Origin of the sequence: Bradyrhizobium sp. (assembly GCF_036735945.1) — a bacterium.
Taxonomy (GTDB): Bacteria; Pseudomonadota; Alphaproteobacteria; order Rhizobiales; family Xanthobacteraceae; genus Bradyrhizobium.
This window is the reverse complement of the sequence record NZ_DAINNI010000068.1, coordinates 1-24,758: the sequence shown is the minus strand read 5'-3', so window position 1 is coordinate 24,758 and position 24,758 is coordinate 1. Positions and strand designations below refer to the sequence as shown.

General features: G+C 64.5%; 20 protein-coding genes. 1 reads left to right on the top strand and 19 read right to left on the bottom strand.

Going from position 1 to position 24,758, the window contains the following annotated elements; genetic code table 11:
• The 10 genes from V7E26_RS19880 to murG all read right to left on the bottom strand — a co-directional run.
• Positions 1-331 (bottom strand): AAA family ATPase (locus tag V7E26_RS19880; RefSeq protein ID WP_324419329.1); only part of this gene is annotated, 331 nt, incomplete at its 3' end.
• Between the two features lie 210 nt (positions 332-541).
• Positions 542-1,426 carry an outer membrane protein assembly factor BamD gene (locus V7E26_RS19875; RefSeq protein ID WP_324419327.1) on the bottom strand — a complete coding sequence of 295 codons (885 nt, stop codon included), beginning with the start codon at positions 1,424-1,426 and terminating at the stop codon, positions 542-544.
• A gap of 307 nt (positions 1,427-1,733) precedes the next feature.
• The gene (gene lpxC, locus V7E26_RS19870) at positions 1,734-2,693 is read right to left on the bottom strand and encodes a UDP-3-O-acyl-N-acetylglucosamine deacetylase (RefSeq protein ID WP_324419325.1); all 960 of its coding nucleotides are present in this window, start codon (positions 2,691-2,693) and stop codon (positions 1,734-1,736) included.
• A gap of 350 nt (positions 2,694-3,043) precedes the next feature.
• Positions 3,044-4,840, bottom strand: coding sequence for a cell division protein FtsZ (gene ftsZ / locus V7E26_RS19865; RefSeq protein ID WP_324419323.1), 1,797 nt, complete (start codon positions 4,838-4,840; stop codon positions 3,044-3,046).
• Positions 4,841-4,930: 90 nt separating this feature from the next.
• Positions 4,931-6,250 (bottom strand): cell division protein FtsA, encoded by a 1,320-nt coding sequence (gene ftsA, locus V7E26_RS19860; RefSeq protein ID WP_324419320.1) that lies wholly within the window; start codon positions 6,248-6,250, stop codon positions 4,931-4,933.
• The gene (locus V7E26_RS19855; RefSeq protein ID WP_324419318.1) at positions 6,247-7,236 is read right to left on the bottom strand and encodes a cell division protein FtsQ/DivIB; all 990 of its coding nucleotides are present in this window, start codon (positions 7,234-7,236) and stop codon (positions 6,247-6,249) included. Before V7E26_RS19855 ends, ftsA begins: the two co-directional genes overlap by 4 nt.
• Positions 7,237-7,526: 290 nt before the next feature.
• Positions 7,527-8,519: a D-alanine--D-alanine ligase family protein gene (locus V7E26_RS19850; protein WP_324419316.1), complete on the bottom strand. Its 993-nt coding sequence runs from the start codon at positions 8,517-8,519 to the stop codon at positions 7,527-7,529.
• A gap of 59 nt (positions 8,520-8,578) precedes the next feature.
• Positions 8,579-9,499: a UDP-N-acetylmuramate dehydrogenase gene (murB, locus tag V7E26_RS19845; RefSeq protein ID WP_324419314.1), complete on the bottom strand. Its 921-nt coding sequence runs from the start codon at positions 9,497-9,499 to the stop codon at positions 8,579-8,581.
• Positions 9,500-9,501: 2 nt separating this feature from the next.
• Entirely contained in the window at positions 9,502-10,905 is a 1,404-nt protein-coding gene (murC, locus tag V7E26_RS19840) for a UDP-N-acetylmuramate--L-alanine ligase (RefSeq protein ID WP_324419312.1), read from the bottom strand.
• Between the two features lie 140 nt (positions 10,906-11,045).
• Positions 11,046-12,146: an undecaprenyldiphospho-muramoylpentapeptide beta-N-acetylglucosaminyltransferase gene (murG, locus tag V7E26_RS19835; RefSeq protein WP_324419310.1), complete on the bottom strand. Its 1,101-nt coding sequence runs from the start codon at positions 12,144-12,146 to the stop codon at positions 11,046-11,048.
• Positions 12,147-12,311: 165 nt separating this feature from the next.
• Here murG and V7E26_RS19830 point away from each other — a divergent pair, with 165 nt between their 5' ends.
• Positions 12,312-14,078: an adenylate/guanylate cyclase domain-containing protein gene (locus V7E26_RS19830; protein WP_324419308.1), complete on the top strand. Its 1,767-nt coding sequence runs from the start codon at positions 12,312-12,314 to the stop codon at positions 14,076-14,078.
• A gap of 12 nt (positions 14,079-14,090) precedes the next feature.
• On the opposite strand, the gene ftsW is transcribed toward V7E26_RS19830, so the two are convergent.
• The 9 genes from ftsW to V7E26_RS19785 all read right to left on the bottom strand — a co-directional run.
• Positions 14,091-15,242, bottom strand: a complete 1,152-nt coding sequence (ftsW, locus tag V7E26_RS19825) for a putative lipid II flippase FtsW (protein ID WP_324419305.1) — start codon at positions 15,240-15,242, stop codon at positions 14,091-14,093.
• A 266-nt stretch (positions 15,243-15,508) separates the two neighbouring features.
• Positions 15,509-17,002: a DUF5107 domain-containing protein gene (locus V7E26_RS19820; protein ID WP_324419302.1), complete on the bottom strand. Its 1,494-nt coding sequence runs from the start codon at positions 17,000-17,002 to the stop codon at positions 15,509-15,511.
• 16 nt (positions 17,003-17,018) lie between these two features.
• A complete protein-coding gene (locus V7E26_RS19815) occupies positions 17,019-17,681 on the bottom strand; it encodes a nucleotidyl transferase AbiEii/AbiGii toxin family protein (protein ID WP_324419300.1) in 663 nt (220 codons plus the stop codon).
• Positions 17,665-17,994 carry a hypothetical protein gene (locus tag V7E26_RS19810; RefSeq protein ID WP_324419298.1) on the bottom strand — a complete coding sequence of 110 codons (330 nt, stop codon included), beginning with the start codon at positions 17,992-17,994 and terminating at the stop codon, positions 17,665-17,667. The genes V7E26_RS19815 and V7E26_RS19810 overlap by 17 nt, the downstream gene beginning before the upstream one ends.
• Positions 17,995-18,063: 69 nt before the next feature.
• A complete protein-coding gene (gene murD, locus V7E26_RS19805; RefSeq protein WP_324419296.1) occupies positions 18,064-19,464 on the bottom strand; it encodes a UDP-N-acetylmuramoyl-L-alanine--D-glutamate ligase in 1,401 nt (466 codons plus the stop codon).
• A 10-nt stretch (positions 19,465-19,474) separates the two neighbouring features.
• Positions 19,475-20,581, bottom strand: coding sequence for a phospho-N-acetylmuramoyl-pentapeptide-transferase (gene mraY / locus V7E26_RS19800; protein ID WP_324419294.1), 1,107 nt, complete (start codon positions 20,579-20,581; stop codon positions 19,475-19,477).
• Between the two features lie 182 nt (positions 20,582-20,763).
• Positions 20,764-22,146, bottom strand: a complete 1,383-nt coding sequence (locus V7E26_RS19795) for a UDP-N-acetylmuramoyl-tripeptide--D-alanyl-D-alanine ligase (RefSeq protein ID WP_324419292.1) — start codon at positions 22,144-22,146, stop codon at positions 20,764-20,766.
• Entirely contained in the window at positions 22,143-23,600 is a 1,458-nt protein-coding gene (locus V7E26_RS19790) for a UDP-N-acetylmuramoyl-L-alanyl-D-glutamate--2,6-diaminopimelate ligase (RefSeq protein ID WP_324419290.1), read from the bottom strand. Before V7E26_RS19790 ends, V7E26_RS19795 begins: the two co-directional genes overlap by 4 nt.
• Before the next feature lie 51 nt (positions 23,601-23,651).
• On the bottom strand, positions 23,652-24,758 hold a 1,107-nt coding region (locus V7E26_RS19785; RefSeq protein ID WP_324419288.1), incomplete at its 5' end, for a peptidoglycan D,D-transpeptidase FtsI family protein.

Sequence of the window (24,758 nt, the reverse complement as noted above, 5' to 3'; positions counted from 1 at the left end):
ACTGGTCGTTGATGAAGGCGCGGGTGCGGCCGTCGGCAAGCTGCACGCGGCGCAGAATCATCTCGCCGGTGTCGTCGAGGCCGTTCCCGGCAAGGATTTTTGTCGCGGGGTGGCCCTTGGGAACGTCGAAGGTCGCCGTCACCTGGCCCTGCTCCGCGCCATGGCGCACGAGGCCCGCATCGCCGCGGCCGCCGAGCGCCAGCGCGAAGGCATCGAGCAAAATGGATTTGCCCGCGCCGGTTTCGCCGGTCAGCACCGCGAGGCCACGGGAGAATTCGATATCGAGCCGTTCGATCAGGACGATGTCGCGGATCGACAGACGCGCCAGCATGCGAGGTAAATTCCTAGTGGTCCGGTTCTGACATCCGCTCCCCACCCGGGAGCCGCATTTGCGAATGTTAGAATCAAAAGGACCACTAGCAAATATCAGGCTGCAAGTGGAGCCTTGTAGTGGGGCCCTGGGAATATTGGAGCCTTGGCAACGTGACATTCGCCTTGCGGGGTCGCGAGTGCACCGGGCGCGAGCGCCAGACCCGCCCGGCTATCCGAGACCCATCTTCTTGAAGGCCCTTGAGATATAGGAACCCTTGTTCTCGTTCGGCTCGAGACCGCCCGACTTCACGAGATTATAGGCGTCCTTGTACCAGCGGCTGTCAGGAAAATTGTGACCGAGGACGGCCGCCGCGGTCTGCGCCTCGCCGACGATGCCGATCGACATATAGGCTTCGGTCAGTCGCGCCAGCGCCTCCTCGACATGCCGCGTGGTCTGGTAGCGGGTGACGACGGTCTTGAAGCGGTTGATCGCGGCGGTGTAGTCGCGCCGCTCCATGTAATAGCGGCCGACGTCCATTTCCTTACCGGCGAGTTGGTCGCGCGCGCCTTCGAGCTTGGCCTTGGCGGAGTTGGCGTATTCCGAGGTCGGATATTTGCGAATCACCTCTTCCAGCGCCGCGATCGCCTTTTCGGTGCGGCCCTGGTCGCGGGAGATGTCCGGGATCTGGTCGTAATGCGAGGCCGCGATCAGGTACTGGGCGTAGGCCGCGTCAGGGCTGCCGGGATGCAGCGTGACGTAACGGGTCGCCGCGCCGATGCAGCTGTCATAATCGCCCACATTGTAGAAGGAATAGGCCGACATCAGCAGCGACTTGCGCGCCCAGTCCGAATAGGGATGCTGGCGGTCGACTTCCTCGAATTTCTTCGAGGCCGCCTTGTTATCCTTGCGCTGGTTCATCAGGTACAAGCCCTCATTATAGAGCTTGTCCGCGGGCTCCTCGACGAAGGTGTCGTCCTTGGCGGTGAACTTGTCCCACAGCGCGCCCGTGCCGCAGCCGCTCAAGGGAATCGCGAGCGCGATCAGAGCCGCGGCCAGCCGCAGCGACCGTCCGAGTGAATTGCGTGGTTCAAGCGTCAAACGCTGTGCCGACATGGAATCTGTGACCTGACGCCCCGTGATGCGACTGATGACTGAGCCCGCCCGTCCGTGAACCGTCGTCCTGGACGTCATATACCCCGTGCCCAATGCGTTGGTGCCCAATTCTTCAAGGCCCGTGGTGCCCTGTGGTGCAACCGCAGGCTTCTGTAGCCGAAAAATGGTCCTCGACCAACCGAATACGCAGCCAATTCGCCCGGATTAAGGCGGCTGGACGGCGGGCTTACCGATTGTGGTTACTACGGAAAATGCGCTCAAGTAGCGCAAGACTGCTCAAAACTGAGGAAAAATACCAGGGCGAACCTCAGGAAACGTCCGGGCCATAGGCCGGGGCGATCAGCCCGCCCGCCAGGCCCACGCCGGCCTCGACATGGCCGCGCGAACGGCGTGCGGTTTCGGCTTCGACCACCCGCCAGGCGCTGCGATCGGCCAGCAGCGCCGTCAGCACGGCGTGGTTCAGCTTGTGACCGGGGCGGACGGAGCGGTAGGCACCGAGCAGCGGCAGGCCAGCCAGCGTAAGGTCGCCGATGGCATCGAGCACCTTGTGGCGGACGCATTCATCGCTGTAGCGCAGGCCTTCCGGATTGAGCAGGCGGTCCTCGTCGAACACCACCGAATTCTCGAACGACGCACCGAGCGCAAAGCCCGCGCCCCACAGACGCGCGGTATCGCTCATGAAGCCGAAGGTGCGTGCGCGCGAAACCTCGCGGCGGAAGCTTTCGGGGCTGAGGTCGAGGCAGTAGCTCTGGCGGCCAATCGCCGATGTCGTGAAGTCGATTTCGACCTCGACGCGGAACCCGCCGGCATGCGGGCGCAGTTCGCCAAAACTGTCGCCAAGCGCGACCTGCACCGGCTTGAGGATCTGGATGAAGCGGCGCGAAGCTGACTGGGTGACGATGCCGGCCTGGTCGATCGCCGCGACGAACGCTGCGGCACTGCCGTCCATGATCGGAACTTCGGGGCCGTCGACCTCGATGGTGGCGTTGTCGACCCCCATGCCGCGCAGGGCGGCGAGGATATGTTCGGAAGTGGAGACCAGCGGACCTTCGCGGTCGCCAAGAACGGTCTGGAAATCGGTGGCAGTGACGGAGGCGGCGACGGCAGGAACTTCACGGTCGGCCTCATCAAGGCCGGTGCGGACAAAAATAAAACCTGCATTCGCGGGTGCAGGTCCGATGGTCAGGCTGACAGGTAAACCGGAATGAACGCCAACGCCCGTTACAGTGGCTTGCGAGCGAAGCGTGGTCTGGCGACTGAATTTCATCGATAACTGCCCACTACCCGACTTAACCCAGTGTCGGAACCGCGCGTGAGCGCGATTCGCGTTCTAGGCATCCCCAAGTCACGGCAGACCATAGTCACTGCCCCAAAGCGCGCCAACTCACGCTTGTTTACCGATTGTTACCCGATCTCTGCCGCAATCGCGCCAGGGGTTAACCAAATTCCGGCACGGCGAGCGGCGCTTCCAAACGCGCCATCCAATCACATAAACAATAATTACTCGTTTAAAATCAATTTGTTGAATGAACATCCGGAGCCGGTGACCACCCCCAAGACAAGGGCCCCGGCTGATCCGGCCGGGGCCCCTTTGGCCGCCTTGATTGTTACAAAACCTCAGTTGGCCTGCCGCCGGAGGAAGGCCGGGATATCAAGATGGTCGTCACCCTGTGGCGCCGGCGCAACAGGCGCCGGGCGGCCATGGATGTCCAGACCCTGCGGCGCCGGACGCTTTGCGTATTCCGATACCGGCTCCTGATTCGCGACCGGGCGCTGCGGCTTGCGTTCCGGATGCGGCGGCAGCGGCGCCATCGCCGGGCCGGAGGCACGCGCCGCGATCGGCGGCTCGCTCTCCTCGTCGCGGCGGCCGAGGCCGACATTGGCCAGCCGCTGCAACAGCGACAGCTTGGACTTCTGCGGATGCTCCTCTTCCGGCTCGACACGAGCCGCCTGCCGGATCTCGTTCTGGGCGGGCATCGGGAGGTCCTCGAACTTCGGCATCCGCGGCGCGCGCATCGGACGTTCCGCCGCCTGCGGGATGAAGTTTTCGGGCATCGGAGGCGCTTCGGGCTCGGGCCGGACGGTATCCTTGTCCGGGAACAGCGTCGGCTTCTGCGCGATCGGGCGGACGGTCACGTCGCCATAGGACGCCGGCTGGATCGGCGCGGCCGCAGGCGGTTCGACCGCCGCGGCGATCGCGGCCAGCGCCGCGCGCTCGACATTGTGCGGCGAGCGCTGTGCCGTGGCTGCAGCCGGCGCGGGCGCCGGAGCGATGGCATGCGGCACAGTTGCGGGGTCGAGCTTCTGGACCCGCTCGGCGAGGCGTGCATTGTCGGCGCGCAGGCGGGCGGTCAGTTCAGCCAGGCGCGAGTCGGGCGAGGCCGACGGCGCGGCGACCGCGGGCGTCGGGGTGGCGATGGACTGCGTCGTCTGGTTGCGCGCGATCTGCGACTGGTCGATGCCGGTGGCGACGACGGAGACGCGGATGATGCCGTCAAGCGATTCGTCGAAGGTGGCGCCGACGATGATGTTGGCGTCCTGGTCGACTTCCTCGCGGATGCGGGTCGCGGCCTCGTCGACCTCGAACAGCGTCAGATCCTTGCCGCCCGTGATCGAGATCAGGAGGCCCTTGGCGCCCTTCATCGAGCTATCGTCGATCAGCGGGTTGGCGATCGCGGCTTCCGCCGCGGTCAGCGCGCGCTTGTCGCCGGTCGCCTCGCCGGTGCCCATCATCGCCTTGCCCATTTCCCTCATCACCGCCCTTACGTCGGCGAAGTCGAGGTTGATCAGGCCTTCCTTGACCATCAGATCGGTGATGCAGGCAACGCCCGAATAGAGCACCTGGTCGGCCATCGCGAAGGCGTCGGCGAAGGTGGTCTTTTCGTTGGCGACCCGGAACAGGTTCTGGTTCGGGATGATCAGCAGCGTGTCGACGACCTTGTGCAGCTCGGCAATGCCCGCCTCCGCGGTGCGCATCCGGCGCGCACCTTCGAAGTGGAACGGCTTGGTCACGACGCCGACGGTGAGGATGCCCATGTCGCGCGCGGTCTTGGCAATCACCGGGGCTGCGCCGGTGCCGGTGCCGCCGCCCATGCCGGCGGTGACGAACACCATGTTGGCACCCGTGAGGTGATCGCGCAGCTCGTCGATGACTTCCTGCGCCGCCGCCGCGCCGACATCAGGCTGGGACCCCGCGCCGAGACCCTGCGTCACCGCCGTTCCCATCTGCACGATGCGCTGCGCCTTCGACATCGTCAGCGCCTGCGCATCGGTATTGGCGACGACGAAGTCTACTCCCTGCAACCCGGCAGTGATCATGTTGTTGACGGCGTTGCCGCCCGCTCCACCGACGCCGAATACGGTAATCCGCGGCTTCAGCTCGCTGATGTCAGGGGGTGTCAGATTGAGTGCCATGGGTGCCTCTCGATTACGACGCGCGCGTTGGTTCGCCCGGGCCGGCGGCCACGGGATTTGGTGAAAGTCGTTTGGTGATAAGGATGATCATCAGAAGCCTTCGCGAAGCCATCGTCCGACCCTTCCAAAATAGCCGTCAGTCCCTGTCTTGAGCTGCCGCGTATGCCGCGGTTCGACATGTTCAAGGTGAGCGTATTGCGGGTAGACCAGCAGGCCGGTCGGCACCGCGAACGAAGCGCTCTTGGCTTCGCTGGGCAGCCGGCCGAAACCGAGCGGACGGCCGATCCGGACCGGCCGGTTGAGAATGCGGGTGGCGAGCTCGACGGTTCCGGTGAGCTGGGATGCTCCGCCGCTCAAGACGACCCGCGCCCGCGGCTCTGCCGCAAACGGGGAATCCGCGAGCCGGTCCCGGACCATTTCAAAAATCTCCTCGGCACGATGCCGGACGATGTTGGCAATCGTGGCGCGCGAGACAATCTGCGGGGCATCGTGTTCCTCGCCCGCAGTCGGTACAGACATCAGTTCGCGCGCGTCGGACCCGCCGGTCAGCACGGTGCCATATAACGTCTTGATTCGCTCTGCATCAGCAATGCACGCGCCGACGCCACGGGCAAGGTCCATCGTCACGTGCTGGCCGCCGAGCGCAAATCCGCTCGCATGCACGAAACGGCCGCCCGAATAGGTCGCGATCGTGGTCGACCCCGCCCCCATTTCGACCACGGCGGCACCAAGATCGGCCTCGTCGTCGGTCAGCACGGACAGGCCTGCGACATAAGGACTCGCCGCCATGGCCTCGACGTTGAGATGGCAGCGCTCGACCACCAGCATCAGGTTGCGGGCGACGGTCGCGTCCGCCGTCACCACCTGCATGTCGACGCCGAACTGCCGCGCAATCATGCCGCGGGGATCGCGGATGCCCTTGACGCCATCGAGCGCGTAGCCGACGGGCAGCGCGTGCAGCACCGTGCGGCCCTCGCCGGTGGCGTGGCGCATGCCGGTGGAGGTCACGCGGGTGACGTCATCGGCGGTGACCGATCCGCCCCTGATATCGGCGGCGGCCTCGACGAGCGCACCCTGCAGCCGGCCGCCGGAGACCGACAGCAAAATGGATTCAACGCGGACCTTGGCCATGCGCTCGGCCAGCGCCACCGCCTGGCGCACCGCCTGCTCGCATTCGGCCATATCGACCACGGCGCCGGCCTTGACGCCGCGCGACTGGATCTGGCTGTAGCCGATCAATTCCACGGCATGGGTGCGGCCGCGCAGCGCCTCGCTCGGCGGCGACGGCTTCAGCCGCGCGATCATGCAGGCGATCTTGCTGGTGCCGATATCGAGCGAGGCGACCATCGCCGTACGCTTGTGGTCGACGGGCCGCGTCTTCGGAGTCTGGTTGCGATCGAGCCCGCTCATGCCGAGTCACCCGGCTTCTTCCTGGGTTTCTTGTCCTTGAACAGTTCGTCGCGGGCCTTGGCCGCCTCTTCCGACAATTGCACGGTGAGGCGGTCCGGCAGGCGCAGGTCGACGGCCGTGATGTCGCGCGAGAACAGCCGCTCCTCCTTGTCGAGCTTGCTCAGCATCGAAAGCGCATTGCCGACGTCGTTCTCCGGCAGGCGGATATCGAGGCCGTCCTTCAGCCGCAAATTCCAGCGCCGTTCGCCGACCAGGATCGCCGCCCTGGTCACGGAGCGGACCTGCGGATAGCGGTCGAGCAGGGCAAGGAAATCGCGCGCCTTGGCGTCGGCGCCCTTCCCCACCACGAGCGGCAGCGAAACGAATCGTCGCGCCACGAACGGCTCCAGCACGGCGCCATCCTCGGCGATCACGGCGAGACGGCCATCCTGCTGCCACAGTGCGAACGCGGTGCGCTCGACGATGTCGATCTGCAGCCGGCCGGGATAGAGCTTCAGGATGGTCGCATCCGCGATCCAGGGGTTTCCCTTCAGCTTGTCGCGCAGGATGGTGGCATCGAGAAACAGCAGCGAGGAGCGGCCGTTGACGCCGCCGATCGCAAGCACTTCGTCCTGGCTCAACTGCCTGCGGCCGTTGATGGCCACCTCGGTGATGCGGAAGCCGGCCGAATTGGCCAGCGCGTTGCGGGCATCGCTCAGCCCGACCATGAATTCGTCGACGTGTCCGCCCTTGACGATGCCGAGCCCGGTGCTGCCGAGCAGCATCAGCACGGTCAGCGCGACGCCGAGGCGATTCGGCAGATAGCGTTCGACCAGCCGGACCACCCGATTCGACGGCGCGCGGTCGATCATGGGGCGCTTCCGGACGGGGGCACGACGGCCCAGCCGCTCGCGCAGCAGCACCGCCGCTCCAATAGCGGCGGCTTTCAGGTCAGCCTGGGGCCCCTGCGATCTCATCGACCGCGCGGGACGTCCTGCACCATCCATTGCACGAGCCTGTCCAAGTGTTGTTCCCGCAAGCGTTTTTTGCGAGTCCCGGCTCAGATGACGACTCGGCTCGGCCGGACCTACGTGCTGAAAACGCACACCCCGGCAGCCAAGCGCCACATGCGCCGCCAGCGTTAACCTTCGGACTTACTGGTAAACAAAGTGTAAAACCGCTGCCCCGGCGGAAAGATTTGATACGTATTTTGAGTGGTTTGCCGGTCAACCGTCAGGATTTGGAAACAATTTTGAGGGCCGACCCGGGTTCCCCGGTTAACGATCCGGGCAACGGGTCAGAGCCGGGCCCGGGCCTGCCGCTCCGCCAGCACGATCTGGTCGCGCAGAAAATCCGGGAATTCGATGCCCTGCGCCTTCAGCGCCTTGGGATAGAGCGAAGCCGCCGTCAGGCCCGGCAGTGTATTGGTTTCCAGATAGACCAGCCCCTTCGCCGAGACGATGAAATCGGTCCGGGAATAGCCGGTGCAGGATAGCGCCTTGTGGGCGCGCAGCGCCTGATCCTGCAGTTGCGCGGTTACATCAGGAGAAAAACGGCCCGGGCAGATCTCCTGAGTCGATTTGAGCAGGTATTTGGCCGTGTAGTCGAAGGTGCCCTCGCCGGGCACGATCTCGATCGGCGGCAGCGACATCAACGTGCCGTCCGATTGCTCCAGCACGCCGCAGGTGGCTTCGACACCAGCGATGAACGGCTCGATCAGATATTCTTCGGTTCTGGCCGCGTTGCGGACGGCGACGAGGTCCTGCTGCGCGTTGACGAAGATCAGGCCATAGCTCGAACCGTCCCGCGCCGGCTTTGCGATCAGTCGGCCGTGCTCGGCAAACGCCGCGTCGAGATTCGCCAGATCAATGTCGGCCGGCGCCGCGACGCCCGCAATCGCCGCAAACCGTTTCGCTGCGGTCTTGTCGAAGGCAAGATTCGACGATGCCGAGCCGGATCCGGTGAAGGGAATGCCGCGCAGCTCGCACATCGCCTGCAACTCACCATTCTCGGCGCGTCCGCCATGGAGACCCAGCACGAGCACGCGATCCTCGGCCTTCGCCTGGTCGAGCGCCGCCTCCAGCGCAACGCCGGCGCTGCCCGGCTTGAACTCATCCTCGAACGGACGCTTGTGCTCGAGCAGCGCCTTGGAGCCGACCTCGTGGACCGTGTCCCCCACCGACCAGAACCAGAGGTCGGCCTCCGGCAGGGCCCGATACAGCGCCTGCGCGCTCGCCACCGAAACCAGGCGCTCCTTGTTGGAGCCGCCGAACAGAATGGTCGTTCGCATCCGCCTCTACCTATCCATCATTCCGAAGCTCTCCGAAAGCATCGAACCCGGGATGACAATTACGTCGGAATTCCGATCCGCCTGATTTCCCAATGCAGCTCTATGCCAGAATTCGCTTTAACCCGCTCGCGCACGGTTTCGCCCAGCGTTTCAATATCATGGCCGGTGGCGTTACCGGTGTTGATGAGGAAATTGCAGTGCATTTCCGACACCTGCGCGCCACCGACGCGAAGCCCGCGGCAGCCGGCGGCGTCGATCAGTTTCCAGGCGCTGTTGCCGGGCGGATTCTTGAAGGTCGAACCGCCGGTCTTTTCGCGAATCGGCTGAGCGATTTCGCGGTGGTTCTGCACCTCGTTCATCCGCGCGCGAATGGTCTCGGCGTCGGTGGCGGCGCCGCGAAGCCGCGCCGACGTGAAGATAACGGAGGGATCGACGCCGCTGTTGCGGTAGGCGAACTTCATCTCGGCATTGCCAAAGACATGCCTGGTGCCGTCGCGGCCGATGCCTGTGGCCTCAATCAGGACGTCCCTGGTCTCCCCGCCATTGGCGCCGGCATTCATCCGCAGCGCGCCGCCGATGGTGCCGGGAATCCCGAAGAAGAATTCCAGGCCGCCGATGCCGGCCGCGGCCGCCGTCTCCGCCACCCGCTTGTCGAGCGCGGCCGCGCCGGCGCTGACGACATCCCCTGAAGCCGTGGTCTCGCCGAACGCCCGCGGAGCAAGGCGGATCACCACGCCCGGCATGCCGCCATCGCGCACGATCAGGTTGGAGCCGACGCCGACGACATAGACCGGCAGCTCCTTCGGAAGGTGCTTCAAGAAGTACGCGAGATCGTCCTCATCCGCCGGCGTGAACAGCACCTGCGCCGGTCCGCCGACGCGAAACCACGTCAGTTCGGCCAGCGACTGGTTCGCGAGCAGCCGTCCGCGCAATTCCGGCATCGCGGCCTTCAGATCGGAGGTGAGGTCGGGGAAAGCCACCGCTAATCCAATGCCTTCAGTTCGCCCGGCAACGCATAGGCCCATTGCGTGATGTTGCCGGCGCCGAGGCAGACGACGAGGTCGCCGGAGCCGGCAATGCCGCGAACGATGCTGGCGAGTTCAGCCGAGCCCGGCAGCGGGATCACTTCGCGATGGCCGTGCGCGCGCAGGCCGGTAACGAAATGGTCGCGGTCGATGCCTTCGATCGGCGCCTCGCCGGCTGGATAGACCTCGGCGACAACGACCGCGTCGGCGTCATTGAAGCAGGTGCAGAATTCCTCGAACAGCGATTGCAGGCGGGTGAAGCGGTGCGGCTGCACCACGGCGATGACCTTGCCGTTGGTGGATTCACGCGCCGCCTTAAGAACAGCCGCGATCTCGACCGGGTGGTGACCGTAGTCGTCGATCACGGTGACCCCGTTCCATTCGCCGGTCCGGGTGAAGCGCCGCTTGACGCCGCCGAAGCCCGCGATGGCCGTCCGGATCGCATCGTCGGACATGCCGAGTTCATGCGCCACCGCAATCGCCGCCGTCGCGTTCGACGCATTATGCCGTCCGGGCATCGGCAGCACGATGTCAGATATCTCGTGCGTGGCGTCGGTCTTGCGGTTGCGAAACACGACCTTGAATTTCGACCCGCCGCCCATCGGCGTCAGGTCGACGAGCCGCGCATCGGCCTGCGGATTTTCGCCATAGGTGACGATGCGCCGGTCCTCGATCTTGCCGACCAGCGTCTGCACCACGGGATGATCGGTGCACATCACGGCAAAGCCATAGAATGGCACGTTCTCGACGAAGTTGCGGAAGGCGTCCTGGATCGCCTCGAAGGTCTTGAAGTGATCGAGATGCTCGGGATCGATGTTGGTCACGATCACCACATCGGACGGCAGCTTCAAAAACGTGCCGTCGCTCTCGTCGGCTTCCACCACCATCCAGTCGCCGGCGCCCAATCGGGCATTGGAGCCGTAGGCATTGATGATGCCGCCATTGATCACGGTTGGATCGAGCCCGCCCGCATCGAGCAGCGTCGCCACCATCGTCGTGGTCGTGGTCTTGCCGTGGGTGCCGGCGATCGCGACGCAGCTTTTCAGCCGCATCAGCTCGGCCAGCATTTCGGCGCGGCGCACCACCGGGATGCGCTGCGCGCGGGCCGCCATCAGTTCCGGATTGTCGCGCTTGATCGCGGTGGAGACCACGACGACGTCGGCGCCGTCGACATTCTCGGCCTTGTGGCCGACCGAGACCTTGACGCCCTTCTCGCGCAGCCGCGTGACGTTGCCGCCTTCGGAGGCGTCCGAGCCCTGCACGGTGTAGCCGAGATTGACCAGCACCTCGGCGATGCCGCTCATGCCGATGCCGCCGATCCCGACAAAATGAATGGGTCCGATCTCGCGCGGCAGTCTCATGCAGCATTCCCTATCGTCATCATCCGCGAAAGCGGATGATCCAGTATTCCGCGAAGCCGAGGCTCAAATCAGGCGCCGCGGCATACTGGATGCCCCGCTTTCGCGGGGCATGACAAGCGCTTTTTCAGCCGCCATGAGCGTCAAATTCCGGCCGTTTTCATCACCAGATCGGCCAGCCGCTCGGCGGCGTCGAGCCGGCCGACCTGGCGGGCGGCCGCAGCCATGGCGGTCAGCCGCGCCGGTTCGGCGGCGAAGGTTGAGATTTCCGCCGCCAGCCGGTCCGGCGTGAACTCGGCCTGCGGGATGCGCAAGGCGCCGTCTACCTTGGCCAGCACGCCGGCATTGGCGAACTGGTCCTGGTCGATCGCGCCGGGCAGCGGCACCAGGATCGAGGGCCGGCCGATCGCGGCGAGTTCCGCCACCGTGCCGGCGCCGGAGCGCGAGACCACGAGATGGCTGGACGCGAGCCGCACCGGCAGGTTGGCGAAGAACGGCGCGAGTTCGGCCTTGATCCTGAGCCGGTCATAGATCGCGCGGACACGCGCCATGTCTTCCTCGCGCACCTGCTGCGTCAGGACGAGACGGCTCCACAGCACCGGCTCGAGCCGCTCGATCGCCGGCGGCACGATGTCGCTCATCACCCGCGCGCCCTGACTGCCGCCGACCACCAGCAGACGCAGCGGCCCGTTCGGTTCGGGCGAGGCAAACGGCACCGCGGCTGCATCGAGGATCGCAGGGCGCATCGGCGTGCCGACGGTCGTCGCCTTTCCCGCAAGCGCCGGATCGCGATCGAGCACGCCCGGCAGCGAGGTTGCAATCGCGTTGACGCGGCCGGAGAGAAAACGGTTGGCGCGGCCGAGCACGGCATTGGCATCGTGAATGATGCCGGGCACGCCGAGCAGTCGCGCCGCCAGCAAGGGCGGTAGCGTCGGATAGCCGCCGAAACCGACCACGGCCGCGGGCTTCAGCCGCCGCACGAGGCTGATTGCGACACCCGTTCCATAGCCGAGCGTCATCACGGTCCGCGCCAGCGATATCGGATTGCGCCCGCGCACAGTCTCGCTCGGCACCACGTCGGTGTTTTCCCTGGTGAACAGCCCGCTGTAGCGCAATGCGCGGGCGTCGGTCGCCAGCCGCACGCGCAGGCCGCGCTTGATGAGCTCGACGCCGAGCGCTTCGGCGGGAAACAAATGGCCGCCGGTGCCGCCGGCGGCCAGCAGAATGAGAGGTGCCGTGTTCATGGAGCCTTGATAGCCGACGCTGGGCTATCCGTCACCAGCGCCAGCTCAGATCTCGAGGCGATGTCCGCGTCAAGGGCTTTTCGGTTTCTTGCGTCCGATCGACGACAGGCCCCACGGCGGACCAAATTTCCGGTAATATCCGGCATCTGAGGCACAGGATCGGCCGTGTCAGAGCATGCCGAATTCAATCGCCGGCTGGTGGCAGTCTTCGCGGCTGACGTGGAAGGCTACAGCCGCCTCATGGGCGCGGATGAGGTAGGGACGCTCAAGGGGCTGACCGAGCGGCGCGCGATCCTCGACAGGACCATTGCCGAGCACAGAGGCCGCATCGCGAATACGGCAGGCGATAGTGTCCTTGCCGAGTTCGGCAGCGCTGTGGACGCCGTGCAGTGTGCCGTGGACGCGCAGGCGGCCCTCACTGAGGCAAACTCCCGCCTGTCACCGGACAAGCGCATCAACTTCCGCATCGGCATCCACATCGGCGACGTGATGGTCCGCGCCGGCGATCTGTTTGGCGATGGCGTGAATATCGCCGCGCGTTTGCAAGCTTTGGCACGACCCGGGAGCGTTTGCGTATCAGGCGCGACGTATGAGCAGGTCAGGAAGCTTCTGCCCCTCGCGTTTACCGACCTCGGTGCTCAGCAGGTCAAGAACATTGAGGAACCGATCAGGGCTTACGCCACTGGCGGGTCTGATGCCCCAAGTGCGACAGCCGTCGTAGATACTTCCGGGTCGCCGTCGCTGCCAAACAAACCATCGATCGCCGTGTTGCCATTCCAGAACATGAGCGGTGACCCGGAACAGGAATATTTCGCCGACGGTATCGCTGAAGACGTGTTGACCACATTGTCAAAGCTTCAGGAAATGCTGGTCATAGCGCGCAACTCCAGCTTTGTGTTCAGGGGACAGGCGCGGGACATCCGCGAAATCGGGCGCATGCTCGGCGCTCGCTATGTGCTGGAAGGAAGCGTTCGCAAGGCCGGCAATCGCGTGAGATTGGCGGCGCAGTTGATCGACAGCCTGAACGGTGGCCATGTCTGGGCGGACCGTTTCGAGGGTGACCTTGACGACGTGTTCGAGCTTCAGGACCGCATAACGCAGGAAATCGTCGCCGCGCTCGAGGTTCGGCTGACGATTGGCGAAGAAGCGCGGGTGTGGCGCAAACGTTCCGGCAGCCCGTTGGGCTACGAGCATTTCCTCAAAGGTCGAGCCCTGTATGTCAACTTTGCCAGGCACACCCATGCGCAAGCGCGAAGCGAGTTCGAACGGGCCCTGGCGATCAACCCGGATCATACGCCGGCGCTCAGCCTGCTGGGGTTCACGCTGACCGACCAGGTTCGCTTTGGTTGGGAAAGTGACCGGGCGACAACCTATGAAGCAGCATTGGAATGCGCAATGAAGGCTCTGGCGGTCGACCCGGACAGCGATGTGGGACACGTAGCGCTCGGCTATACGCGCCTGTTTCAACGTCGCCACGACGATGCCGTGGCTGCAGGCGAGAAGGCGATTGCTGCCGGCCCCAGCGGCGCGGGCAACTATCATATGGCGGGCATGTTTCATGGCTATGCCGGCAATTTCCGCAAGGCCGCTGAATATGAAGAGCAAGCGCAACGGCTCAGTCCGCTTAGCCGCCATGAATCGACAGTCGACGAGGCGCGGGCGAGGTTCCACCTCGGCGATCTCATCGCAGCACGCGACATCGCCGCACGCGTTCTGATGGAGAAGCCACGCTGGCTGACCGCGCAAACGACACTTGTCGCGGCCCTCTGGAACCTCGGCAGTGAGGATGAGGCACGCGCGCACGTCAGGAAGATACTGGCCAGTCATCCCCACCTGACGGCAAGTAGCTGGGCACAAGGATTGCCTTACCGATACCAGGCAGACCTCGACGCGCTGGTTGAGCCGTTGCGCCTCGCCGGATTGCCCGAATGAACGCGCCGCGCTTTACGCGTAACCGCGCGCCACGCCAGCGGCATTCATCGATTCCACCTCGGTGCGCGGACGTTGCCGCGTCAGCGCCAGCATCATGCCGACGCCATAGGCCAGCGAGATGATCGACGAGCCACCATAGGAAATGAACGGCAGCGTCATGCCCTTGGCGGGGATCAGTTGCAGGTTGACCGCCATGTTGATCGCGGCCTGCACGCCGAACAGGATGGCAAGCCCGGACGCCGCGAAGCGGGCGAACATGTCTTCGCTGGCATAGGCGCGCGTCAGCGTGCGCAGCACGATGAAGGCGAACAGCGCGACCAGCGCCAGGCACAGGATGATGCCGAATTCTTCCGCCGCCACCGCGAAGACGAAATCCGTGTGGCTGTCCGGCAGGCTGCGCTTTGCAATTCCTTCCCCGGGTCCGAGGCCGAACCAGCCGCCGTTCCAGAATGCTTCCATCGCCATGTCGACCTGAAAGGTGTCGCCGGAGGCAGGGTTCATGAAGCGCTTGATACGGCCTGCGACATGCGGAACGAACAGATAGGCGCTGAAAAGCCCGGCCGCCGCGGCGCCGGCAAGGCCGGCGACCCAGATCATCCGCATGCCCGCGATGAAGAACAGCGCGCCCCACACCATCAGGATCAGCATGGTCTGGCCGAAATCCGGTTCCATGACCAGCAGCGACACCAGCATCAACAGCAGCGTCAGCGCCATCGAGGTCGCCGGCATCTCCGGCCGCTTGGTCGATTCCGCAAACAGCCACGCCGCGATCACGACGAAGGCGGGCTTGGCGGATTCGGAGGCCTGGATGTTGACGCCGAGCAGCGTGATCCAGCGCCGCGAGCCCTTGACCTCCGCGCCGAACGCCAGCGTCATCACGATCAGGATGATGCTGACCACGAACACCAGCAGCGCGAGGCGGCGGATCTGCCTGGGCGACAGGAATGATACGCCGAGCAGCACGAGGAGAGACGGCAGCAGGAACAGCATGTGCCGGCTGAAGAAGTGGAACGGATCGAGTCCGATCCTTGTGGCCACCGGCGGGCTCGCCGCCAGCGACAGGATGACCCCGCCCAGCATCAGCACCATGATCGCGCCAAGCAGCAGCTTGTCCACGGTCCACCACCAGTCCGAAAACGGCGTGCGTTGGTCACGGTGGAGCATGGGCGTCCCCAAATGGCGGAGGTAGCGCCCATTGGTGGCGCAGGATGGTTTCCAAGCGGTTAATGAAGCCGGTAACTATTGAGGTAGAACTCGGTCGCGCCTGACAAAAAGTCGTCGCCCCCCGTCCAACTCGAATGACGCCTCCAAGCCGACGATAGTGTGCACGTTGGCCACGAGCGCAGGACAACCCCCGCCGCCACAAGGCCGAAGAAATGATGAACGGCAAGCGCGATCGATCCGGCCAATTGCCTGCAGTCGGCAGGCATTCATTTTATTCTTGTCTCGGCCGCGATCAGTTCCTTGCCTTCCACGGTCCTGATCGTCAGCCGGACCTGATCACCGCCGCCGGAAGGAATCGTCGCGGAGATGCGATTTCCGTTTTTAGGATCGGCTGTCACGGCCTCGCTGAACAATATCGCGTCGCCGTGTGTCAGCGTTACTCGCAACGGCGCGGCCGGCTCGATACTGAAGAACTGGAGATTCACGCCGGCAGCCCCGGCCGAGAGATTGACCAGAATATTCTCGTTCGCGTGCGTCACGTTGCTCATGCCGACGGTCGGGCTGTAGGTTTCCGCAACGGATACTTCGCCCCTCACCGGAAGCCTGGCGCGGTGGAAGAACTGGTCCGACACCCCCGCCCATAATTCAATATAAGGCCGCACCTCGTTCGGCTCCTTGCGCGCGTCGGTTTCGTTCGTGAACGACGGAAATCCCCACGTCCACATCTTCAGGCCCCGCGTGACCTTATTATCCGCGATGCGGATGATCCCCTCTTCATTGTCGTGATTGATCACGCCCCAGAAGTTTGCGCCCTGCATGTCGGGCGCGGCGTACGCGATGCCCATCGTCGGCCAGTTCCTGAAATGGCGCAGCTTTTCGAACCGATGCCTGCCCTGCCCCAGGCCCTTGTCGCTCTCAGACAAATTGGCCGACCATGCGGGCGTGGTGTAGGCCTCGATCGGCGCGATGATTTCCGCGCCGCCGGTCGTTCTCGGATTTTTCGGGTCCGATCCCGGCGCCAGCGTCGTGCAGGTCCAGTACTCGTAGTCGACGCTTTTGTCCTGCGGGTTTTTCAGGACCACGCGCGTGTCGAGTGCGGCGCGGTCGGCTTTCAGCGTGACGAAGTAAGTCGCTTCGATGCCCGTCGATCCCCTGAGAAACTGCGCTGGCGCGGCTGAATACGCCAAATCGTCCCTGAGCGACATCGACACCGTCACTTCTTCCGCACTCTCTTTCACGACCTTGAAATCCCACGGCCTCGGCCACGCCCTGCCGTGCTCGGCATCCGGAAAGGTCGGAAAGATGCCGCCATACACCATCAGCCAGTCGTAATAGAAATTGCCGGCCATCATGCCGTAGGGCACGCCGACTTCCGTGCGATAGAGCTGTTCGTGGCCGGTCGGTTTGTAGACGATGGAAAGGATGCGTCCGCCAAATTCGGGGACGAGCGTTGCCTTCAGATATCGGTTCTCGAGCACGCGGGTTCGGAATGTGCGATCGATGATGGTGCTCTTGTCGAGCGATCCGTCGATGAAACCGTTGTCGGCAGAGGTCGCATATTTGACTGTGCTCCAGGTGACCGTCGACTCTGTGAGAGTTACTTTGTCAGACGCTGCAGCATTACCAGGCGCAATGAACGACAGAGTCACCGAGAGGATACCGACAACGAAACGATGATAGGCGCGTGAGGGGGCGTGAGTTGCCATTTGCGACGCCCTCGAAGCAGGCAGCGATGGGTTTCGCTGCGCTGCCCGGCCCACGCAATGCGCATCATCGCTAATGGGGAAGCAATCCCTTTGAGAGTCGCACCTCGGGTACGACGTTAACTCGATCCCTGGCCGCGCGGAGCAAATCCTGATCGGCCTTGGCGAGAGATGGCAGATCTCCGTCCTTGAAAAATCCCAAGGCCTTGAGGGGTAGCGCAGGATCTCTTCGATAGTTCGCCGAGAACGCCCCCAACGCGTTCTCCAGTGAAACCCCGGCTGCGAGCAGTGCAGAGATGTCGCGATAATCCTTGGCTTCCGCACGATCGAGAATCGCCTTGAGCTTGGTGGCGAGCAGGTCTTCAGGTGAGGCAACTATCAGCACCTGATCCTTCGTGCGAAGCGGGTCGTTGATCCTGTTTAACGCCAATCCACCAAAGAACGAGACCTTGACCGGTCCGGACGGCATCGGCACCGCCATGACAAGGGTGTTTTCGTCTTCCTGAAGAGTCCGCGCGTTCCGAACGAACTGGAAGCTTGTTTCGATGAGCGCCTTGTCCAACGGCTCGGCCTTGAAGAAATCAAAATCGATCGAAACACGATGGCCCAAGTGCAGCGCGACCGCGGTGCCGCCATACAACACAAAACGCAGGTCGGGTGCCGGAGCCAGGTGACGCCAGATCTCCTTCTGGGCCGACGGAAGGATCTCTATTCGGGGATCAAACTGATCCGGCATCGAGCGTCCTCACGGGAGCTGCATCAGGTATCGAACGGCCAGTGGCCCGCATCAAGCGGCCACGCCAGAACTCCCAGGATCGTTCGTCAATCCACCCCGGCCCCGCCTGCAGCATGACATTGGCGAGAAGATCGCAACCAAGCGATTGTTCCAGGCGACGCACCTCATCGAACCCGGCCATGCTCATCGCCTGGGCAAGAATTCTGGCATCCGAACGGGGCTGTGAACCGAAAGGCTCCTCCCACCAGAAGAACTTTCGTTCCAGTTCGGACAACAAGTCCTTGGGCAGATTACGTATCGACGATGTCGTCATGCAGCCAACATAGCACGACCGGCAAAGCCAAACCAGCCGTGGACGCTGGCAGCGGGGACCTGACGGCCCCTACACCACCGGCTTCACGCCTGGAATCGCGGTCACGAGATCGCGGAACGCGGCGCCGCGGATTTCGAAATTGCGGTACTGGTCGAACGAGGCGCAGGCGGGCGACAGCAGCACCACGGGATCGACCAGACCCGACGCCTCCGCATCGCGCGCGGCGTTGGCGACCGCGACATCGAGCGTTTCTGAAATCTCGTGCGGCACGCGCTCGCCGAGCGTGCCGGAAAACTCCTGCGCGGCCTCGCCGATCAGATAGGCTTTGCGGATGCGCGGGAAATATTCGGCGAGGCCGGTGATGCCGCCCTGCTTCGGCTTGCCGCCGGCGATCCAGAAGATGTCGGCGAAGGACGACAGCGCATGGGCGGCGGCGTCGGCATTGGTGCCCTTGGAGTCGTTGACGAACAGCACGTTGCCGCGGCGGCCGACCTGCTCCATGCGGTGCGCAAGCCCGGGAAAGCTGCGGAGGCCGTTCTGCAGAACATCGGTGGAAATGCCCATCGCCAGTGCGCAGGCCGCTGCGCAGGCCGCGTTCTGCGCGTTATGCAGGCCGCGCAGCGAGCCGATGCCACCCAGCCTTGCGATCTCGCGGCGCGCGCCACCGGAGGCCTGCACGATGGTCTCGCGTTCGACATAGACCCCGTCGGGCAGCGGGTTCTTCACGGATATCCGCACCACGCGTTTCCCCGCCTGATCGATCCGGTCGGCGATGTTGCGGCACCAGCCGTCATCGACGCCGACGATCGAGGTGCCCTGCGGCTGCACGCCGGCGACCAGCCGTGCCTTTACGGCGGCGTAGTTCTCCAGCGTGCCGTGACGATCGATATGATCCTCGCTGACATTGAGCAGAATGCCGACGGATGGATCGAGCGAGGGCGCAAGGTCGATCTGGTAGGATGACATTTCCACCACATGCACGCGCCCCATCCGCGGCGGCTCCAGCGACAGGATCGCGGTGCCGATATTGCCGCCCATCTGGGTATCGTAGCCGGCAACCTTCGTCAGATGCGCGATCAGTGCCGTGGTGGTCGACTTGCCGTTGGTGCCGGTGATGGCGACGAACGGCGCATCCGGCGCGTGGCGGCGGCGCTCGCGGCAGAACAGTTCGATATCGCCGATCACCTCACAGCCAGCCTGGCGCGCCATCAGCACCGACCAATGCGGCGCCGGATGCGTCAGCGGCGCGCCGGGGGTCAGGATCAGCGCAGCGAAATTCGCCCATGACACGGTGCGCAGATCGGCTGTGGTGAAGCCGGCCTGCGCTGCCGTGGCGACATTGTCTGCGTTGTCGTCCGCCGCGATCACTTCCGCCCCGCCCGCCTTCAGCGCGTGACAGCTCGCAAGGCCCGACCCGCCGAGCCCGAATACGGCGACCGTTTTTCCCGCGAATGACGTGACGGGGATCATCGCACGGAACTCACCGCAGCTTGAGCGTGGAGAGGCCGGCGAGCGCCAGCATCACCGAGATGATCCAGAACCGGATCACGATCTGCGGCTCGGTCCAGCCCTTCTGCTCGAAATGATGATGCAGCGGCGCCATCCGGAACACGCGCTTGCCGGTCAGCTTGAACGAGGTCACCTGCACGATCACGGAGACGGCTTCCAGCACGAACAGGCCGCCGATCACCGCCAGCACGATCTCGTGCTTCACGGCTACCGCGGTCGCGCCAAGCATGCCGCCGAGCGCGAGCGAGCCGGTATCGCCCATGAAGATCGAGGCCGGCGGCGCGTTGAACCAGAGAAAACCCAGTCCGGCGCCGAGCACCGCGCCGCAGAGCACCGCGAGTTCGCCGGTGCCGGCGACATATCGAATCTGCAGGTAGTCGGAGAACACAGCGTTGCCGGTCAGGTACGAGATCATGCCGAAGCTGGCGGCGGCGATCATGACCGGCACGATGGCGAGGCCGTCGAGACCGTCGGTCAGGTTCACCGCATTGCCGGCGCCGACGATGACGAAGGCGCCGAAGATCACGAAGAACCAGCCGAAATTGATCACGACGTCCTTCAGGAATGGAACGGCCAGCGACGTCGATGTCACGTCGCGGCCAAGGCGCACCAGCGCGTAGCAGGCCGCGAGCGCGATGATGCCTTCGATCAGCAGCCGCAACTTGCCGGCGAAGCCGCTGTGGCTTTGCTTGGTCACCTTCAGATAGTCGTCATAAAATCCGACGAAGCCGAAGCCGAGCGTCACCGCCAGCACGATCCAGACATAGGGGTTGAGCGGGTTCGCCCACAGCAGCGTCGAGACCACGAGGCCGGAAAGGATCATCAGCCCGCCCATCGTCGGCGTGCCTTTCTTGGAGATCAGATGCGATGCCGGGCCGTCGGTGCGAATCGGCTGGCCCTTGCCTTGCCGCAGCCGCAGATGATCGATGATCCAGGGGCCGAACAGGAACACGAACAGCGCGCCGGTCACCATCGCCCCGCCGGTGCGGAAGGTGATGTAGCGAAACACGTTGAAGGCGCCGCGGAAGATGCCAAAACCGGGAACGGTGTTGGAAAGTTCGATCAGCCAGTAAAACATCCAGAAGGCCCTATCACGCGGCTTGGTTGCGCCGTCTTTGGCGGAAAGCGCTTTGAGAACGCCTTGATAATCGTTTTCATCCTCAAACCAAGCAAATCTTGGTCATGCCTGGGGTATTGACGAATCCTGGGGGCATTGACGAATCACGCCTGGCGGAAGGGACGCCGGGGGTGGAGCCCAGTCTACGCCTTTGCCTGCAGGGCGGCCAGCAGGCGGGGCACAAACTTGTTCACCCAAAACATCTTTTTGCTGCCCTTGACCACCACCACGTCCCCGTCCCTGAGCAATGCGGCGATTCGTTGGGGATCGAGCGTCGCCGGGTCGTCATGCCAGCCGAGCGCCCGCTCCGCGGGAACGAGATCATATAAATGCCGCATCAGCGGGCCGACGCAGTAGATGCCGTCGATGCCGGGCAAGTCTTTCGCGAGCTTCTCGTGATAGGCCGGTGCGTCATCGCCCAATTCCAGCATGTCGCCGAGGATGGCGATGCGCCGGCCCGATTGCAGCGGCCGCGCCTTCAGGCTGCCGAGCGCCGCAACCATGCTGGCCGGATTGCCGTTGAAGCTGTCGTCGATCACGGTGACGCCGCCCGCCGCCTGCTCGACGCCGCGCCCGGTCATGATGCCGACATGGTTGAGCTCTTTGGCCAGCGCCGCCGGATCGAGCCCGGCGGCATGGATCGACGCCAGCGCGGCCAGCGCATTCTGCAGCCGATGCGGCGCACCGGGCGTCAGGCCGAATTCGATCCGGCTGCCGTCGAGCTGCACGGCGACGTTCCAGCCCTCGCCTTCAGCCGCATGCTTAAGTTCGCGCACCTCTGACGATTCGCCGAAGCGAACGACCTTGCCGTTCCATTCCGGCGCCGCGACATCGTCAGGCAGCACCAGTACGCCATCCTTTGGCAGGCCCTGCGCGATGCTGACCTTCTCGCGCCGGATCGCTTCCAGGCTGCCGAGTTTTTCCAGATGCACCGGCTGCACGTTCACGACGAGCGCAACCGTCGGCTTCGTCAGTTCGCTGAGCCGCGCGATCTCGTCGGCCTGGTTCATGCCCATCTCGACGACCCACACGCTGGCCTTCGGGCTGGCGTTGCACAGCGTCAGCGGCACGCCCCAGAAATTGTTGAAGCTGCTCGGGCTCGCATAGGCATTCGGATACGCGGCGAGGAATTCCTTGGTGCTGGTCTTGCCCGCGCTGCCGGTGAGCCCGATCACCTGGCCGCTGAACCGCGCCCGCGCGGCGCGCGCGAGGCCCCACAGGCCATCGATCAGCGTGTCCTTTACCACCAATTGCGGAACGCTGACGCCGGCAACCTGATGCGGAACGATCATCGCCACCGCGCCGGACGCTTCGGCCTTGTCGGCAAATTCCCAGCCGTCGCGCGCACTGGCGAAACTGGAAATGAAGCCGCCGCTCGGCGTCCCGCTCAGCGCCACGAACAGGCTTCCCGGCTTCACCAGCCGGCTGTCCTGCGTGACGAAATCGATCGGCGTATCAGGGAATTCGCCCGACAGCCCCAGCGCGCGCGCAACCTCGGCAATCGTCCACAATGAAGTCGCGCTCATTGAACCCTCGCTGCCAGCGCGGCCGCCACCGCCTCGTGATCGCTGAACGGCAACACCTTGTCGCCGACGATCTGTCCGGTTTCGTGCCCCTTGCCGGCGATCAACAGCGCATCGCCGGGCTGCAGCGCTGCGATCCCCTGCCTGATCGCCTCGGCGCGATCGCCGATATTGGTTGCGCCCTTTGCCGCGGCCAGGATGGCGGCGCGGATCATTACAGGATTTTCGCTGCGCGGATTGTCGTCGGTGACGATGACATGATCGGCATTCTCGGCCGCGATCGCGCCCATGATCGGACGCTTGCCGGCGTCGCGGTCACCGCCGGCGCCGAAGATGACGACGAGCTTGCGCTTCGCATAGGGCCGCAGCGCCTGCAGCGCCTTCGCCAGCGCATCCGGCTTGTGCGCATAGTCGACGAAAACAGGCGCGCCATTATATTCGCCGACCCGCTCCAGCCGCCCCTTGGCGCCCTCGAGATGTTCGAGCGCGGCAAACACCGCATCAGGCTCGCTGCCGGTGCCGATCGCAAGGCCCGCGGCAACCAATGCGTTCTCGATCTGGAATTCGCCGACCAGCGGCAGCCTGATCGTATAATTGCGCCCGCGAGATTCCAGCGCGAGGTTTTGCGCAAATCCTTCCACCGAGGCGCCGACCAGACGAATGCCCTCGCCGTCACCATCGGCATTGCGGCCAACGGCAATGATCTGCAAGTCGCGCGACCGCGCAGCTTCAATCACTTGCACCGAGCACGCATGATCGGCCGAGATCACCGCCGCGCCGCCGGGCGGAACGAGATCGCGGAACAGCCGCAGCTTGGCCGCGAGGTAGTGGGCCTCGTCGGGATGATAGTCCATGTGGTCGCGCGAGAGGTTGGTGAAGCCGCCGGCGGCGATGCGCACGCCGTCGAGGCGGAACTGATCGAGCCCGTGCGAGGATGCTTCGAAGGCAAGATGCGTGACGCCGTCGCCCGCGATCTCATCGAGTTGCCGATGCAGCGCGATCGGGTCCGGCGTCGTCAGCGAGCCATAGATTGTGCGCTTCGGCGAAACGAGGCCGATGGTGCCGATGCTGGCGGATACATGACCCAACCGTTCCCAGATCTGGCGCGTGAACGCAGCTACTGATGTCTTGCCGCTGGTCCCGGTCACCGCCGCGATGGTCGTGGGCTGGCGCGGATAGAATCGCGCCGCCGCCAGCGCCAGCGCACGGCGCGGATTCGGCGTGATCACGAACGGCACGCGATGGCCCGGCGATGCCCGGTCGCCCGCTACCGCGACGGCGCCTGCCGCAACGGCGGCATCGATAAAGCGGGAACCATCCGTCCTGGAGCCGGCGAGCGCGAAAAACATGTCGCCTGGCTTCACCGCGCGGCTGTCGACGCTGAGGCCTTTCACGTCGAGTGCCGCCGCCTGCGGCTCGATCACAGCATCATCGCTGAAGAGATCGCGAAGTTTCATCGTGCTCCAGTCCGGCCCGGCGCGCCGTTCGGCGCGGGCGTGACATACGCCTTACTGGGTTGTCCTCGATGCCGCAAGAATAAGGCGGTCGGACGGCGGCAGGTCGAAGCGCGGCTCAAGGCCGAGCAGCGGCCCGATGCGGGCAATCACCTTGCCGCCGGTCGGCACCGCGTTCCAGCCCGAGGTGATGAAGCCATGGGTTTCCGGCAGCGCCTTCGGCTCGTCCAGCATGACCAGCAGCTGGTATTGCGGATTGTCGGCCGGGATGATCGCGGTGAAGGAGTTGAGCACCTGCTTCTTGGAATAGCGGCCGTTGACGACCTTTTCCGAGGTGCCGGTCTTGCCGCCGATATAGTAGCCCTTCACGTCGGCCTTCTTGGCGGTTCCGATCTCGGCATTCAACCGCATCAGATAGCGCATCTTGTCCGACGTTTCGGTGCGCAGCACCTTCTTCGCGATCTCCCGCGCCTCTTCCTCCGATCGCTTGAGGAAGGTCGGCGGGATCAGGTAGCCGCCATTGATGCAGGCGTTGATGCCCATCACCGCCTGCAGCGGCGCCACCGCGATGCCGTGGCCAAAGGACGCGGTGATGGTGTTGAGCTCGGTCCAGCGCTTCGGCACGATCGGCGACGCGCTTTCGGGCAGTTCGGTGCGCAACCGGTCCATCTGTCCCAGCTTCTTCAGGAACGCCTTGTGCGCCTCCACGCCCTGCGCCAGCGCGATCTTGGCCGCGCCGACGTTGGAGGAGAAGGTGAATACTTCCGCCAGCGTGATCGGGCGGCCGACCGGATGGGTGTCGTGAATGGTGAACTTGCCGAACTTCAGCGCCCCGCGCCCGTCATAGAGCGAGTTGAGGTTGGCCTTGCCGGAATCCAGCGCCATCGCCAGCGTCAGCGCCTTGAAGGTCGAGCCCATTTCGAACACGCCCGTGGTCAGGCGGTTGATGCGGTCGGGATCGTGCGCTTCCTTCGGGTTGTTGGGATCGAAATCCGGCAGCGACACCATCGCGACGATCTCGCCGGTGCGGACGTTGGAGACGAGGCCGGAAGCCGCCTTGGCCTTGTACTTCTCCTTCGCCTTCAACAATTCATCGCGCAGCGCGTGCTCGACGCGCAGATCGATCGACAGTTCCACCGGCTTCTGCAGCCGGTCGGTGGC